10 protein-coding genes are annotated in these 13,510 nt (G+C 64.7%); 6 read left to right on the forward strand and 4 right to left on the reverse strand.

What is annotated here, in order from left to right; all coding sequences use genetic code 11:
* Positions 1-93: 93 nt before the first annotated feature.
* The 3 genes from BH95_RS06155 to BH95_RS06165 all read left to right on the forward strand — a co-directional run bounded on the left by BH95_RS06155 (position 94) and on the right by BH95_RS06165 (position 4,897).
* The gene (locus BH95_RS06155; protein WP_019664077.1) at positions 94-1,071 is read left to right on the forward strand and encodes a proteasome assembly chaperone family protein; all 978 of its coding nucleotides are present in this window, start codon (positions 94-96) and stop codon (positions 1,069-1,071) included.
* A 217-nt stretch (positions 1,072-1,288) separates the two neighbouring features.
* On the forward strand, positions 1,289-2,326 hold the full coding sequence (locus BH95_RS06160) for an alpha/beta fold hydrolase (RefSeq protein ID WP_019664078.1): 1,038 nt from the start codon (positions 1,289-1,291) through the stop codon (positions 2,324-2,326).
* Positions 2,327-2,386: 60 nt separating this feature from the next.
* On the forward strand, positions 2,387-4,897 hold the full coding sequence (locus tag BH95_RS06165) for a DEAD/DEAH box helicase (protein ID WP_037181360.1): 2,511 nt from the start codon (positions 2,387-2,389) through the stop codon (positions 4,895-4,897).
* Here the strand turns inward: BH95_RS06165 and BH95_RS06170 are convergent.
* Positions 4,885-5,820 carry a LysR substrate-binding domain-containing protein gene (locus BH95_RS06170; protein ID WP_037181363.1) on the reverse strand — a complete coding sequence of 312 codons (936 nt, stop codon included), beginning with the start codon at positions 5,818-5,820 and terminating at the stop codon, positions 4,885-4,887. The genes BH95_RS06165 and BH95_RS06170 overlap by 13 nt on opposite strands.
* A 78-nt stretch (positions 5,821-5,898) precedes the next feature.
* On the opposite strand from BH95_RS06170, the gene BH95_RS06175 reads away from it, so the two are divergent.
* Positions 5,899-6,576, forward strand: a complete 678-nt coding sequence (locus BH95_RS06175; protein ID WP_037181365.1) for a PhzF family phenazine biosynthesis protein — start codon at positions 5,899-5,901, stop codon at positions 6,574-6,576.
* Here BH95_RS06175 and BH95_RS06180 read toward each other — a convergent pair.
* On the reverse strand, positions 6,566-7,228 hold the full coding sequence (locus tag BH95_RS06180) for a hypothetical protein (RefSeq protein WP_037181368.1): 663 nt from the start codon (positions 7,226-7,228) through the stop codon (positions 6,566-6,568). The two genes, BH95_RS06175 and BH95_RS06180, sit on opposite strands and share 11 nt — an antisense overlap.
* A 174-nt stretch (positions 7,229-7,402) precedes the next feature.
* Between BH95_RS06180 and BH95_RS06185 the strand changes: the two genes are divergently transcribed.
* Positions 7,403-7,627 (forward strand): hypothetical protein, encoded by a 225-nt coding sequence (locus BH95_RS06185; RefSeq protein WP_019664083.1) that lies wholly within the window; start codon positions 7,403-7,405, stop codon positions 7,625-7,627.
* On the opposite strand, the gene BH95_RS06190 is transcribed toward BH95_RS06185, so the two are convergent.
* Both BH95_RS06190 and BH95_RS06195 read right to left on the reverse strand, forming a co-directional pair.
* Positions 7,611-8,870 (reverse strand): aminotransferase family protein, encoded by a 1,260-nt coding sequence (locus tag BH95_RS06190; RefSeq protein ID WP_037112891.1) that lies wholly within the window; start codon positions 8,868-8,870, stop codon positions 7,611-7,613. The genes BH95_RS06185 and BH95_RS06190 overlap by 17 nt on opposite strands.
* Before the next feature lie 10 nt (positions 8,871-8,880).
* Entirely contained in the window at positions 8,881-9,525 is a 645-nt protein-coding gene (locus tag BH95_RS06195) for a Pr6Pr family membrane protein (RefSeq protein ID WP_037181370.1), read from the reverse strand.
* An 84-nt stretch (positions 9,526-9,609) separates the two neighbouring features.
* Here BH95_RS06195 and hrpA point away from each other — a divergent pair, with 84 nt between their 5' ends.
* Positions 9,610-13,509, forward strand: coding sequence for an ATP-dependent RNA helicase HrpA (gene hrpA, locus BH95_RS06200; protein ID WP_037181374.1), 3,900 nt, complete (start codon positions 9,610-9,612; stop codon positions 13,507-13,509).
* Position 13,510: the final 1 nt, after the last annotated feature.

Consider the following 13,510-nt stretch of genomic DNA (forward strand, 5'->3'; position numbering starts at 1 on the left):
CCGCCCGAACCGCACGAGTATCCTGTCTCGAAGTCGGTTTCGGCGTCCTCCTCGCGCACCGGGCCTCGAACGAACTAGCGAAAGGGGTCCGGCATGGACGAGAAGTCGAGTATGTACGAGCTGGAGTTTCCGGCTCCACAGATCTCTTCCAGCGACGGAGTGGGGCCGATCCTGGTCCACGGTCTCGAAGGATTCTCCGACGCCGGTCATGCGGTGAAGTTGGCGACGAAGCATCTGCGGGAGACGCTGGAAACGGAGTTGGTCGCGTCGTTCGATGTGGACGAGCTGATCGATTATCGGTCGCGGCGCCCGACGATGTCCTTCAAGTCCGATCATTTCTCGGACTACGACGCTCCCGAGCTCAATCTGTACGCCGTCAAGGACAACACCGGCACGCCGTTCCTTCTGTTGTCCGGGATGGAGCCGGATCTGCGGTGGGAGAAGTTCACCACTGCGGTACGCCTTCTTGCCGAGCAACTCGGGGTTCGTCGCACCATCGGTCTCGGTTCGATCCCGATGGCGATCCCGCACACCCGCCCGCTCGGTGTGACGGCCCATTCGTCCAACAAGGATTTGGTTCCCGAGGATCAGAGCTGGTCCGGTGAGCTGCAGGTTCCCGGTAGCGCCTCGTCGCTGCTCGAACTACGGATGGCCCAGCACGGTCACGAGTCCATGGGCTTCTCCGTTCACGTTCCGCACTACCTCGCGCAGACGGATTACCCGGCGGCCGCGGAGACCTTGCTCGAGAACGTCAGCACCGCCGGCGAGCTCGACCTTCCCCTCGTCGCGCTGGGGCAGGCTGCGGCTCGCGTCAAGGAACAGGTCGACGAGCACATCACCGGCAACGAGGAAGTCCAGTCGGTCGTCCACGCGCTCGAGCGTCAGTACGACACGTACGTCGCAGCCCAGGAGCAGCAGTCGACGTTGTTGGCGAAGGATCAGGACCTTCCGAGCGGTGACGAACTGGGTGCGGAATTCGAGAAGTTCCTCGCCGAGCAGACCGGTTTCGGCACCGAGTCCGGCTCCCCGACCGACGCGGACTCCTCGGACGAGGGCCACGACAACCCGTGACCGGTTGTCGGTGATCGATTCTTCACGGGCGGTGTCGGGTGTGATGTTTCACGCCTGACGCCGCCCTTTTCGGTGTAACGAACAGCCCCCGACAAGCCGAAACATACCTGTAACTGTAAATCCGCTCGATATCTCGCCGATGCCGCGAACACGTGCGAGAGTCTTAAGCGACATCCCTGCCCCGGCAGGACGGAGTTCGTCGGACGAAGGAGGCGAGATGAGCAATCCGCGCACACGCAAGCTGCGTCCGGTGCCGGACACTGCACCGCGGCTCGCCTTCCGCACCGTGCACGGATACAGGCGCGCCTACCGGATCGCGGGCGAGGGCCCGGTGCTGTTGCTCATTCACGGCATCGGCGACAACTCCGAGACGTGGAACGACGTCATCCCCCACCTCGCTCAGAATTACACCGTCATCGCACCCGATCTGCTCGGGCACGGTCGATCGGACAAACCGCGCGCGGACTATTCGGTCGCCGCGTACGCCAACGGAATGCGGGATCTCCTGTCGGTGCTCGGCATCGAGCACGTGACGGTGGTCGGGCATTCGCTCGGCGGCGGCGTCGCTATGCAGTTCTCGTACCAGTTCCCGCACATGGTCGACCGTCTCGTCCTGGTGGCGTCCGGGGGCGTGACGAAGGACGTGCATCCGATCCTGAGGATCGCGTCGCTCCCCCTCGTCAGCGAGGCCGTGAAGCTGTTGCGCATCCCCGGTGCGTTGTCGCTGGTGAAGCTCGCGGGGTCGGTCGTGGGCCGAGTCAACGGATCACCGCTTCGACCGGGCGGGCTGCTGCACGACACACCGGACCTCGTCCGTGTACTGAGCGGACTCCCGGATCCGACTGCGTCCGAGGCGTATCTACGCACCCTTCGCGCTGTCGTCGACTGGCGAGGACAGGTGGTGACGATGCTCGATCGTTGCTATCTCACCGAGAACCTGCCTGTCCTCCTGGTCTGGGGTGACGAGGATTCGGTGATTCCGATCAGCCACGCGCGCCTCGCTCACGCAGCGATGCCCGGGTCGAAGCTCGAAGTGTTCCGCAGATCCGGTCACTTCCCGTTTCGGGACGACCCCATTCGATTTCTCCGCGTCCTCGAAGCGTTCTTCGAGGAGACGACGACGCTCGAGTTCGACGAGGCGCGGTGGCGACACCTTCTCGCGACCGGGGTCGGAGAGGACATGATTTCCGGTAGTGCGAGTACGCGTCTGGCCGTGCTCGGCGCGATGGGCTCGGACGAGCGCAGCGCCACGTGACGGCCGGGCTCGAAGGACTCCGGTGACATCGACGTCCCCGTCGACCCATAACCTGTAGGGGTGCTCCTCTTCGATCTCGTCCCCGATCCCACCACCGACGAGGCGCAGGATCCGGACACCCTGTTCGACATCTTTCAGGAGTGGACGGCCGAGCGCGGCCTGACGCTGTACCCGGCGCAGGAAGAGGCGCTGATCGAGCTGGTGTCGGGATCCAACGTCGTCCTGGCCACGCCTACCGGATCGGGCAAGTCCATGGTCGCCGTCGGTGCTCACTTCGCGGCCGTGGCAGCGGGGCGGCGAACGTTCTACACCGCTCCCATCAAAGCTCTCGTCAGTGAGAAATTCTTTGCGCTCTGCGACATCTTCGGAGCTCAGAACGTCGGGATGATGACAGGTGACGCTTCGGTCAACGCGGGAGCGCCCATCATCTGCGCCACCGCGGAGATCGTCGCGAACCTGGCGCTGCGCCAGGGCGCGGACTCGGACATCGGGCAGGTCGTCATGGACGAGTTCCACTACTACTCCGAGCCGGATCGCGGTTGGGCCTGGCAGGTCCCCCTGATAGAACTCCCGAACGCACAGTTTCTTCTGATGTCCGCCACCCTCGGTGACGTCTCGTTCTTCCGGGACGATCTGACGAGGCGCACCGGCCGTGTCACCACGGTGGTGTCCGGGACGGAACGACCGGTGCCCCTGATGTTCTCGTACGTCACCACACCGATCAGCGAGACCATCGCGGAACTCGTCGAGACACACCTCGCCCCGGTGTACGTCGTCCACTTCACACAAGCAGCTGCTCTCGAACGCGCTCAGGCTCTGACGTCCGTCAACGTCGCGTCCAAGCAGGAGAAGGCCCAGATCGCCGATGCGATCGGCCAGTTCCGCTTCACGACGGGATTCGGCAAGACGCTGTCTCGGCTGGTCCGCCACGGCATCGGGGTCCACCACGCAGGGATGCTCCCCAAGTATCGACGACTCGTGGAGAAACTCGCTCAGGACGGCCTGCTCAAGGTCATCTGCGGGACCGACACTCTCGGCGTCGGCATCAACGTCCCGATCAGAACGGTGCTGTTCACCGGGCTGACCAAGTACGACGGAATTCGCACCCGCCAACTCCGCGCCCGCGAGTTTCATCAGATCGCAGGCCGCGCGGGCCGCGCGGGATACGACACCCTCGGTACCGTCGTCGTCGAGGCGCCGGAACACGACATCGAGAACGCACGTCTGGTCGCCAAAGCCGGTGACGACCCCAAGAAGCTCAAGCGCGTTCAACGCAAGAAGGCACCGGACGGGTTCGTGTCCTGGGGCGAGCCGACGTTCGAGCGAATCGTCGCGGCAAGCCCCGAACCGCTGACGTCCCGATTCTCGGTGAACAACTCCATGCTTCTCAATGTCATTGCTCGGCCCGGCAATTGCTTCACCGCGATGCGCCATCTGCTCGAGGACAGTCACGAGACTCGACCCGCCCAACGCAAACACATCCTTCGGGCGATCACCCTCTACCGGGGGCTCGTTGCCGCCGGGATCGTCGAGCAATCGGCCGAACCGGATGCCGACGGGAAGTACGCCCGCTTGACGATGGATTTGCAACCGGACTTCGCGCTCAATCAGCCGCTGTCTCCGTTCGCGCTGGCGTCGTTCGAACTGCTCGACACGGAATCCGCAACACACGCCCTCGACGTCGTGTCGATCATCGAATCGACGTTGGACGACCCACGCCAGATCTTGATGGCTCAGCAGCACGCCGCACGCGGTGAGGCAGTAGCGCAGATGAAAGCCGACGGCATCGAGTACGACGAGCGGATGGAACTCCTCGAAGAGGTGACGTGGCCCAAGCCCTTGGCCGAGCTCCTCGTCCCCGCGTTCGAGATCTACCGGGGAGGCCACCCCTGGTTGAACGACGTTGCGTTGTCACCGAAATCCGTCGTCCGCGACATGATCGAACGGACCATGACGTTCGCGGAACTGATCAGTCACTACGGGCTCAGCCGCTCCGAGGGACTCGTTCTCCGCTACCTCGCCGATGCCTATCGGGCACTGCGCCAGACGGTTCCCCCCGAGGCCAGGACCGAGGAGGTGCAGGACATCACCGAATGGTTGGGCGAGCTGGTCCGTCAGGTCGACTCCAGCCTGCTCGACGAATGGGAGAACCTGACCGACCCCGGTGAGGAACCGGAGACCAGGCCGGAGGCGTACGGCGGGGATTCTCCGAAACCGATCACCGCCAACCCCAGGGCTTTTCGAGTCATGGTCCGCAACGCCGTCTTCAAGCGCATCGAACTCGCTGCCGGGCGCCGATGGAATGCTCTCGACGAGCTCGACGACGGCCCCGACTGGGAATTCGATCTGGAGCCGTACTTCGAGGAGTACGGCGAGATGGGCACCGGCCCGTCGGCGCGGGGCCCGGCCCTGTTCGATCTCGTCGTCGGCAAGGACGAGACGACGGTGCGACAGATCATCGAAGATCCCAACGGGGACCAGGGATGGTCGCTCGTCGGGACGATCGACCTCGAGGAATCGAATGCCGCGGGTGAGATCGTGTTCGACGAGATCGTGGTTCAGGCGGGCTGATTCGGGCCGGCTACCCGAGCACCGATGCGAGATATGAGGTCTGCGATCGCTCGATACTCGTCGCCGCGCGCACTCGAGGCTCGGTGGACCAGTCCCATGGTGCGACCGGGCTTGGGGTCCGCGAACTCTCCGCTACCGAGTGCTCCCCTGCCCGTTTCCACGTGCACCGCCGAACGCGGGACGAGTGTCACGCCGAGACCGCCTGCGACGCACTGCACGACGGTGGCCAGAGACGTGGCTCTCGTGTCGCTCGACATCGGCGCGCTGTCGACGGATCGACACAGATCGAGTGTCTGATCGCGAAGGCAGTGCCCGTCGTCCAGGAGCAACATGGGCTGCCCCGCGAGTACGTTCAGCGCGAGCCCGGTTCGGCCCGCAAGGTCGTGGGCAGGCGGCACGACCAGGACGAAGTCCTCGGTGTACACAGGGATTTCGACCAGACCGTTCTCTTCGGTCGGCAAGGCGACGACGGCAGCCTCTATCGCACCGCTCCGCAGCGAGGCGAGCAGTCGTTCGGTCTGGTCCTCCACGATGAACGGCACGACATCCGGATACTCGGCGGCGATCGCCGGCAGCAGGGCAGGCAGAACGTACGGCGCGACGGTGGGAATGAGGCCCAACCTGAGCGGGCCCGCCAACGTGCTGCCCAAGCCGGACGCTTCGGTGACGAAGCCGTCGGCCGCTTCCAGAGTGGCGCGTGCCCGCCCCAGGAGCTGATTGCCTGCAGTGGTCACCAGAACCTTTCGCGTGCTGCGCTCGACCAGCTGGACGCCGAGTCCCTGCTCCAGCGATGCGAGCGCTTGCGAGAGCGTCGGCTGGCTGACCTTCAGCCGTGCGGCCGCGGTACCGAAATGACGGTGCTCGGCCACCGCCACGAATGCGCGCAACTGCGACAGCGTCGGCTGATAACTCTGATCGGACATACCGATCAGTCTAGGCCAACTCATCGGCAACACCTTTCGCCCGGAGTCCTCGTCGGCGCTCGCGTAGACTCTGCCGCCATGGGTATCGACGTGTCGGTAGTGCGAGTGTTCACCGATCAGGACGGCAACCACGGCAATCCCCTGGGAATCGTCGACGCCCAGGACGTCCCCGAGAACGAACGACAGGCACTGGCGCATCGATTGGGATTCAGCGAAACCATCTTCTACAGCCGCAGTTCCAGCGATCCGGCTCGCGCCGAGGCGACCATCTACACCCCGGCGCAGCAACTGCCGTTCGCCGGGCATCCCACGGTCGGACTGTCGTGGTGGCTGCGCGCACAGGGCACCCCGATCAACGTGTTGACCGTTCCCGCTTCCGATCTCGCGGTCCGCTACGACGGTGACGTGTCCTGGGTCAGAGCCAAGCCCGAGTGGACGCCCCACTTCGTCGAGCATCACCTGGACTCCGCTGCCGACGTCGACGAACTCGATGCCGCGTCGTTCACCGAGGATCACCACTACGCCTGGGCCTGGACGGACGAAGGCGCAGGGCACATCAGGTCACGAATGTTCGCACCCAGCATGGGAATTGCCGAGGACGAGGCCACCGGCTCGGCGGCAGTCTGGATCACCGGAGTACTCGGACGAGGACTCGTCGTCGCTCAGGGACGCGGTTCCGTTCTCGTCACCGGTCGCGACGGTGACTGGATCGAGCTGGGCGGCCGCACCGTTTCGGAGAACACCATCACCGTGTGACAGCGGACACGTCGACGAAGATCTCGTCGCCCAGCGTGACGCCGGGCACGAGAGGGAGCCGATCGCCGCTCCAGAACTTTCCGGGGTCGAACCAGTTCGCCTTCTTGTTGCCCGTCAGCAACCCCATCGAGTCGTACGTCATCGCAACCACTTCCGCGCAATACGCGGTTTCGAGGGCCGCGGATCCGGCGGCCTCGTCCTCGCGGAATCGGCGACGAAACGTCGGTACCCGTCCCTTGAACCAACTGCCCGCCAACTTCGCCGTCGTCGGGAACGCTGTTCCGTCCATCCGCGCGATGGTGCGCATCAGCGCATCCTCCTGCTCGCGGGTCACGGGCTCACTCAACTGCCGCAGCCAGCATCGCTGCGCGTACTTGTCGGACCACTGCAGCACCGCCGCCCGTAGGTCGTGCAACTGGACCCCGCGCTGAAAGTTGCCCGTCCACAAGTCCTGCAGCGTCTTCCCCAGCTCGGCATGCCACATCAGCGGGGGTAGATCGTCGACGACCACGGCCATTCCGACGTGGTTCACCGGACTGTTGGTCAACGTCTGTATCGCACGATCGGCCGCCGAATGCCCACGGAAGATCCAGATGTCACCGGTCCGAGTGGCATCGACAGCAGTGTCGAGCGAAATCGACGAAACAGTCATGAGACCCAGCGTAAAGGGATCGCTCCTGCCGGCTCCACTCCCGGCCTTCATGGGTCGTTCCTGCCGGCTCCACTCCCGGCCTTCCTGGGTCGTTCCTGCCGGCTCCACTCCCGGTTTACATGGGTCGTTCCTGCCGGCTCCACTCCCGGCCCCCGATCCCAGTACGGTGAGGCGATGAAGCTGTGGAAGGTACTCGGCCTTGCGGGCGTCGTCGGTGTTGCGGCAACCGGAGCACTCGTCGTGAAGTCGGAGCGCACTCGCCGCGCCTACGCACCGGACGAGGTGCGCGCGCAGTTGCACCGTCGGTTCGCCGAGGCTGCGGAAACCGAACCGCCGCCGCCGCTGCCCACACCGACTCGCGGGCAGCGCCTTCGGGCGAAATTCAGCCGAGCGCGCTGAGAATTCGAGTCGCGAGCTCCTGCACCTGGGCGTCGGTCATGACGAACGCCGGCGAGATCTGCATAGCTCCCTGTCCGGCTGCGCGGCCGGACACTCCGTGCTCGCGGAGTGTCTTGACGAACGGCAATGCTTCGGCTGGATCGGCGAGCTGGATCGCCGCCACCGCACCGAGCCCACTGCGCACTTCCTGAACACGCGGGTGATCGGCGAGCGGCGCGAGGTAGGTGTGCAACGACGACTCCAGGCGGGCGGATTCCTGCAGGAGGTTCTCGCGTTCGACGATGTCGAGGTTGGCGAGGGCCGCGGCGGCCGCACCGGCGTGGCCGCCGTAGGTGTACCCGTGCCTCCACCAGGCTCCGCCTGCGAAGAACGGCTCGGCGATCTGTGGGGCGATGAACACTGCGCCCATCGGAACGTATCCCGAGGTGAGCCCTTTGGCGGTGGTCATCAGATCCGGTGCGAGATCGAACCGAGAGGACGCGAACCACGATCCGCCGATCCGGCCGAACCCGGTGACGACCTCGTCCGCGACGAACAGCACGTCGTTGTCTCGGCAGATCTGCCTGACCTCCGCCAGGTAGCCGTCCGGCGGCAGGTAGACGCCACCGGCGCCGATGATGGGTTCGCAGAAGAAGGCAGCGACCTTGTCGGACCCCACTTCCTCGATCAGCGCCAACAGGCTCTTCGCGTCGTCCCACGCGACAGTCCTGGCGTCGGGCATCAGCGTGCCGTAGTTCTCGTGGTTGACCGGAATGCCGGCGAGAGAGGTACCTGCGACGTGCATACCGTGATATGCCTTCTGCCGCCCCACGATCAGCGTCTTCTCGGGCTTGCCCACCTCGTGCCAGTAGCGCCGAGCCAGCTTGGCCGCGGTGTCGATCGAGTCGGATCCGCCCGAGGTGAAGAAGATCTTGCTGCCTGCGACCGGTGCGATCTCGGCGAGACGCTCGGCGAGGACCGACGTGGTCTCCGGCACGAAGTCTCCGAAGTTGGAGTAATGCGCAAGAGAAGACAGTTGGGTCGCGACCGCGTCGGCGATCTCGCGACGACCGTGCCCGACGTTGGTGAACCAGAGTCCGGCGGTGGCGTCGAGGTACTCGTTACCGTCGCGGTCGTAGATGTAGGCGCCGTCACCGCGGGCGACGACGAACGGCCCGGACGCGGTGACTGCGCCCATGTCGGCGAAACCGTGCCACAGCGCGGAGTGTCTGGATTCGAAACTCGGTTCGGTCGCGGAAGACATGCTCCGAAGCCTAGTCACTACGGTCGTCCGCGCCACCGCCGAGTCGCCATCTGCTGCCGAGTCGGCCGACGGCGTTCACGGCGAGTGCCATCAGCACGAATGCCACGGTCAGCACCACCAGTCCGATGACGAGCGCGACATAACCTTGCCCTCGGGGGTCGAGGAACGGGTAGGGGTACCAGTCGACGATCGGGCCTCGAATCAGGCTGTAGATCCCGTAGACGAGCGGAAACAGCAGCCACAGAAGAGACCGCGCCTCCGAGATCCGCTTGCGTGCGGGAACGATCACCCAGTCGAGAAGCAGGACCACCGGCATGATTCTGTGCACCACGTTGTTGGTCCACGGATCCGCGACACCGACGTCGATGTTCGCCAGAAGAACGGCGTAGATGATCCCGGTGATCACCATGTACAGCGTCACGGCACCCCGGAACAACTGCCATCCCTCGCCTGGAGGATCGACGATGCCGCCGATACCCAGCACGACGACGGTCAGCACGTTGCTCAGGACGGTGAAGTAACTGAAATAGTTCGCGACCGAGAAACCTTCGGTCCCGACACCTTTCGCGAGAATCGTCGCCAGGGCTGCGGCTGTCAGAAGAGCGAACCCGACCCTCGCAATTCTGATTACTATCGACGTGGAATCGGTAGGCATAGCCGATCTTTGCACAGGCCGACGACCCATCGGTGTGTACCGCGCCGACACCGCGGACGCTGCAGCAACTATCCTTGTGCCAGCATGTCTACCTCATCCACCGCAGAACGTCGTCGCGCACTGTCGACCAGATTGGCCGATGTCTCGATTCGGGACGAACACCGGTTGCGTCGCAGGCTCGACCGCGCCCGCACACCCGACGCCGTCGACACCGTCGAACGTGAGGTCGCGAAGGCGGAAGCGGTAGTCGAGAACCGGCGCGCGGCGCTGCCCCGTATCGAGTATCCCGAGTCACTGCCCGTCAGTCTCCGCAAGAACGACATCGCCGACGCCATCGCGAACAACCAGGTCGTGATAGTCGCCGGTGAAACGGGATCGGGCAAGACGACACAGATACCCAAGATCTGCTTGGAACTGGGACGCGGCATCAGAGGATCGATCGGGCACACGCAGCCTCGTCGTCTCGCGGCACGGACCGTCGCCGAACGCATCGCCGAGGAAGTCGGCGAATCGATCGGTGAGTCGGTGGGCTACAAGGTCCGGTTCACCGATCAGTCGTCGGATTCGACACTCGTGAAGCTCATGACGGACGGCATTCTGCTGGCCGAGATCCAACGTGACCGTCTTCTGCGGCAGTACGACACGCTCATCATCGACGAGGCACACGAACGCAGCCTCAACATCGACTTCATCCTCGGCTATTTGGCTCAGCTCCTCCCCCGCCGCCCGGATCTGAAGGTGATCATCACCTCCGCCACCATCGACCCGGAACGGTTCGCCCAGCACTTCGCACGGGACGGTGTTGCGGCGCCCATCGTCGAAGTGTCCGGCCGCACGTTCCCTGTGGAGATGCGGTACCGCCCGCTGTCCATCGATGTCGACGACAGCACCGTGGATCTAGATCCCGTCGACGCCACGTGCGACGCCGTCGCCGAGCTGATCGGCGAGGGCGACGGCGACATCCTGGTGTTCCTCTCCGGCGAGCGCGAGATTCGTGACACCGCGGATGCGCTGCGCGAGAGACAGTTCCGCGGAACCGAGATAGTGCCACTGTATGCGCGCCTGTCGGCGGCCGAGCAGCATCGAGTGTTCACCCCGCACACGGGCCGACGAGTCGTGTTGTCCACCAACGTCGCGGAGACGTCGTTGACGGTTCCGGGCATCCGGTACGTGGTGGACCCTGGAACAGCACGCATCTCCCGCTATTCACTACGGACCAAAGTCCAGCGGCTGCCGATCGAGCCCATCTCCCAGGCGTCCGCCAGGCAGCGGGCAGGCCGGTGTGGACGCGTCGCCGACGGAATCTGCATCCGGCTCTATTCGGAGGACGACTTCGAGTCCCGTCCCCAGTTCACCGAGCCCGAGATCCTGCGGACCAACCTGGCGTCGGTCATCCTGCAGATGACGTCCCTCGGTCTGGGGAAGATCCAGGAGTTCCCGTTCGTCGAAGCGCCCGACCCCCGCAGCATTCGCGACGGAATCGGCCTGCTCGAGGAGCTCGGTGCGCTGAAACCGTCCAGCGGAACCGGCGAATCGGAGCTCACGCCCATCGGGCGCGAGCTCGCGGCTCTGCCCGTGGATCCTCGAATGGGTCGGATGTTGGTGGAAGCCAACAACACCGGGGCACTCGCCGATGCTCTCGTCGTCGTGTCGGCATTGTCCATCCAGGACGTACGGGAGCGTCCCACCGAACACCAGCAGGCCGCCGACGAACAGCATGCGCGCTTCGCCGTCCCCAATTCGGACTTCCTGGCGTACGTCGAGTTGTGGAAGTACCTTCGGGACCGGCGAACCGATCTGTCCTCCAACCAGTTCCGCAGAATGTGCCGCGCCGAGTTCCTGCACTACCTGCGCATCAGGGAATGGCAGGACCTGCACGGTCAACTGCGGCAGATCACCCGAGGGATGGGGTGGAGCATCCCCGATTCGCCGTCGACCCCGACAGCTCTGCACCAGTCTCTTCTCTCGGGTCTGCTGTCGCACATCGGCCTTCGCGAGGGTGACAAACGCGAATTCCTCGGTGCGCGCGGCACTCACTTCGCGGTGTTCCCCGGCAGTGGACTGTTCAAGAACCCTCCGCGCTGGGTGATGGCAGCCGAACTCGTGGAGACCGGACGGTTGTGGGGCCGGATGGCAGCGCGAATCGAACCGGAGTGGGCCGAGAGGCTCGCACCGCATCTGGTCAAGCGCACGTACTCGGAACCGCACTGGTCCACCAAACGCCAATCCGCAATGGCCTACGAGCGCGTCACGCTCTACGGCATCCCACTGGTCGCGGGCAGGCCCGTCAACTATCACACCGTCGACCCGGAGGCGTCCCGCGAGCTGTTCATCCGGCACGCACTCGTACAAGGCGAGTGGAAGACTCAGCACCCGTTCTTCCACAGGAACCGTGAGTTGCTGGACGACGTAGGCGAGTTGGAGAACAAGGCCCGCCGCCGCGACATCGTCGTCGACGACGATGCACTGTTCGACTTCTACGACGCACGGATCGGCGCGGAGGCCGTGTCCGCTCGTCACTTCGACACCTGGTGGAAGAAAACTCGCCGGAGTACACCCGATCTTCTCGACTTCACCACCGAGACGGTGGTGAATGCTGACGCGGCGTCGGTTCTCGGCGGTGATTACCCCGATGCGTGGCGACAGGGAGAGATCCTCTTCCCCCTCACCTATCAGTTCGAACCGGGGTCCGAAGCCGACGGTGTCACGGCCAGGATCCCGATCGCACTTCTCGCACAGGTCCAGCCGGTTGGGTTCGACTGGCTCGTGCCCGGTATGCGCGCAGAACTGGTCACGGCCTTGATCAAACTTCTCCCCAAGGCCCAACGGCGCACCGTCGTTCCTGCACCCGACTTCGCCTCTGCCGCTCTGGCGTCGATGAAACCGCGCTCGGAGCCGATCGTGACAGCACTGGCTCGTGAACTCTCGCGGCTGGGGTCCACACGCATCGACCCGGACGATGTCGATCTGGGTTCTCTGCCCGCACATCTGAGGATGACGTTCGTCGCGGTCGACACCGACGGCAAGACGCTCGGATCGAACAAGGACCTGGTTGCACTGCGAAAAGCACTGGCGCCCCGCGTCGATCGTGAAGTCGCGAGCGCGGTGGGTGCAGCCGAGCGACCGGCGACCCTGGCATGGACGTCGTCGACACTGGGAACCTTGGACGCAACGGTCTCCACATCGGTCGCGGGACAGACGGTGACCGGATATCCCGCCCTCATCCGGGAGGACGGCGGCGTGGCCGTCCGTGTTCTCAGCACCCCAGCTGCTCAGCGCGCCGCGATGCGGGAAGGGACGCGCGCACTTCTTCTGGAGTCGGCACCACGAGGCACGAAGGCGTTGCTTGCCGGCATCCCGACGCGTGAACGACTGGCCCTCGGCCAGAACCCCTACGGCAGCATCGAAAGCCTGCTCGACGACTGCAGGAAAACTGCTGTCGACGAGTCGATGACCGCGCACGGAGGTCCTGTCCGGTCTCCCGAGAAGTTCGCGGCTCTCGCCGCCGCGGTCGGTGCCGACACCGCTCGACGAACCAGCGAGATACTCGGACTGGTCCGGCCGATTCTCACCGCAGCACTGGAACTGCGTTCCGTACTGGATCCTCTACAGGGCGACGCGGCCGACGATGTACGAGAACAGCTGTCCTCACTGGTGTTCGACGGTTTCGTGTTCGAGTTCGGATCGACGCGCCTCGTCCATATCCCGCGCTATCTCGACGCCGCGACGGCACGCCTGAAATCTCTGCCGAGCAGTGCCGGACGTGACGATGCAGGGATGGACGTCCTCGACCGCGTGTACGAGGCATACGACAGGATGCTCCGCTCGCTACCGGAGACCAAACACCACACTTCAGCGGTGCAGGATGTGTTCTGGATGATCGAAGAACTGCGAGTCGGCCTGTTCGCGCAGAGCATCCGCACGGCCTATCCGGTGTCGGAGAAGCGTCTCGTGCGGGCCATGGAGGTCGCGGCACGATCGTGAC

It is taken from the genome of Rhodococcoides fascians A44A, assembly GCF_000760735.1.
Classification (GTDB): Bacteria; Actinomycetota; Actinomycetes; order Mycobacteriales; family Mycobacteriaceae; genus Rhodococcoides; species Rhodococcoides fascians_E.

Bases quoted from the DNA above. Each gene is read 5' to 3' on its own strand.
- hrpA (WP_037181374.1), top strand. From the start codon at position 9,610: ATGTCTACCTCATCCACCGCAGAACGTCGTCGCGCACTGTCGACCAGA.
- BH95_RS06180 (WP_037181368.1), bottom strand. From the start codon at position 7,228: ATGACTGTTTCGTCGATTTCGCTCGACACTGCTGTCGATGCCACTCGG.
- BH95_RS06175 (WP_037181365.1), top strand. From the start codon at position 5,899: ATGGGTATCGACGTGTCGGTAGTGCGAGTGTTCACCGATCAGGACGGC.
- BH95_RS06195 (WP_037181370.1), bottom strand. From the start codon at position 9,525: ATGCCTACCGATTCCACGTCGATAGTAATCAGAATTGCGAGGGTCGGG.
- BH95_RS06185 (WP_019664083.1), top strand. From the start codon at position 7,403: ATGAAGCTGTGGAAGGTACTCGGCCTTGCGGGCGTCGTCGGTGTTGCG.
- BH95_RS06160 (WP_019664078.1), top strand. From the start codon at position 1,289: ATGAGCAATCCGCGCACACGCAAGCTGCGTCCGGTGCCGGACACTGCA.
- BH95_RS06155 (WP_019664077.1), top strand. From the start codon at position 94: ATGGACGAGAAGTCGAGTATGTACGAGCTGGAGTTTCCGGCTCCACAG.
- BH95_RS06170 (WP_037181363.1), bottom strand. From the start codon at position 5,820: ATGTCCGATCAGAGTTATCAGCCGACGCTGTCGCAGTTGCGCGCATTC.
- BH95_RS06190 (WP_037112891.1), bottom strand. From the start codon at position 8,870: ATGTCTTCCGCGACCGAACCGAGTTTCGAATCCAGACACTCCGCGCTG.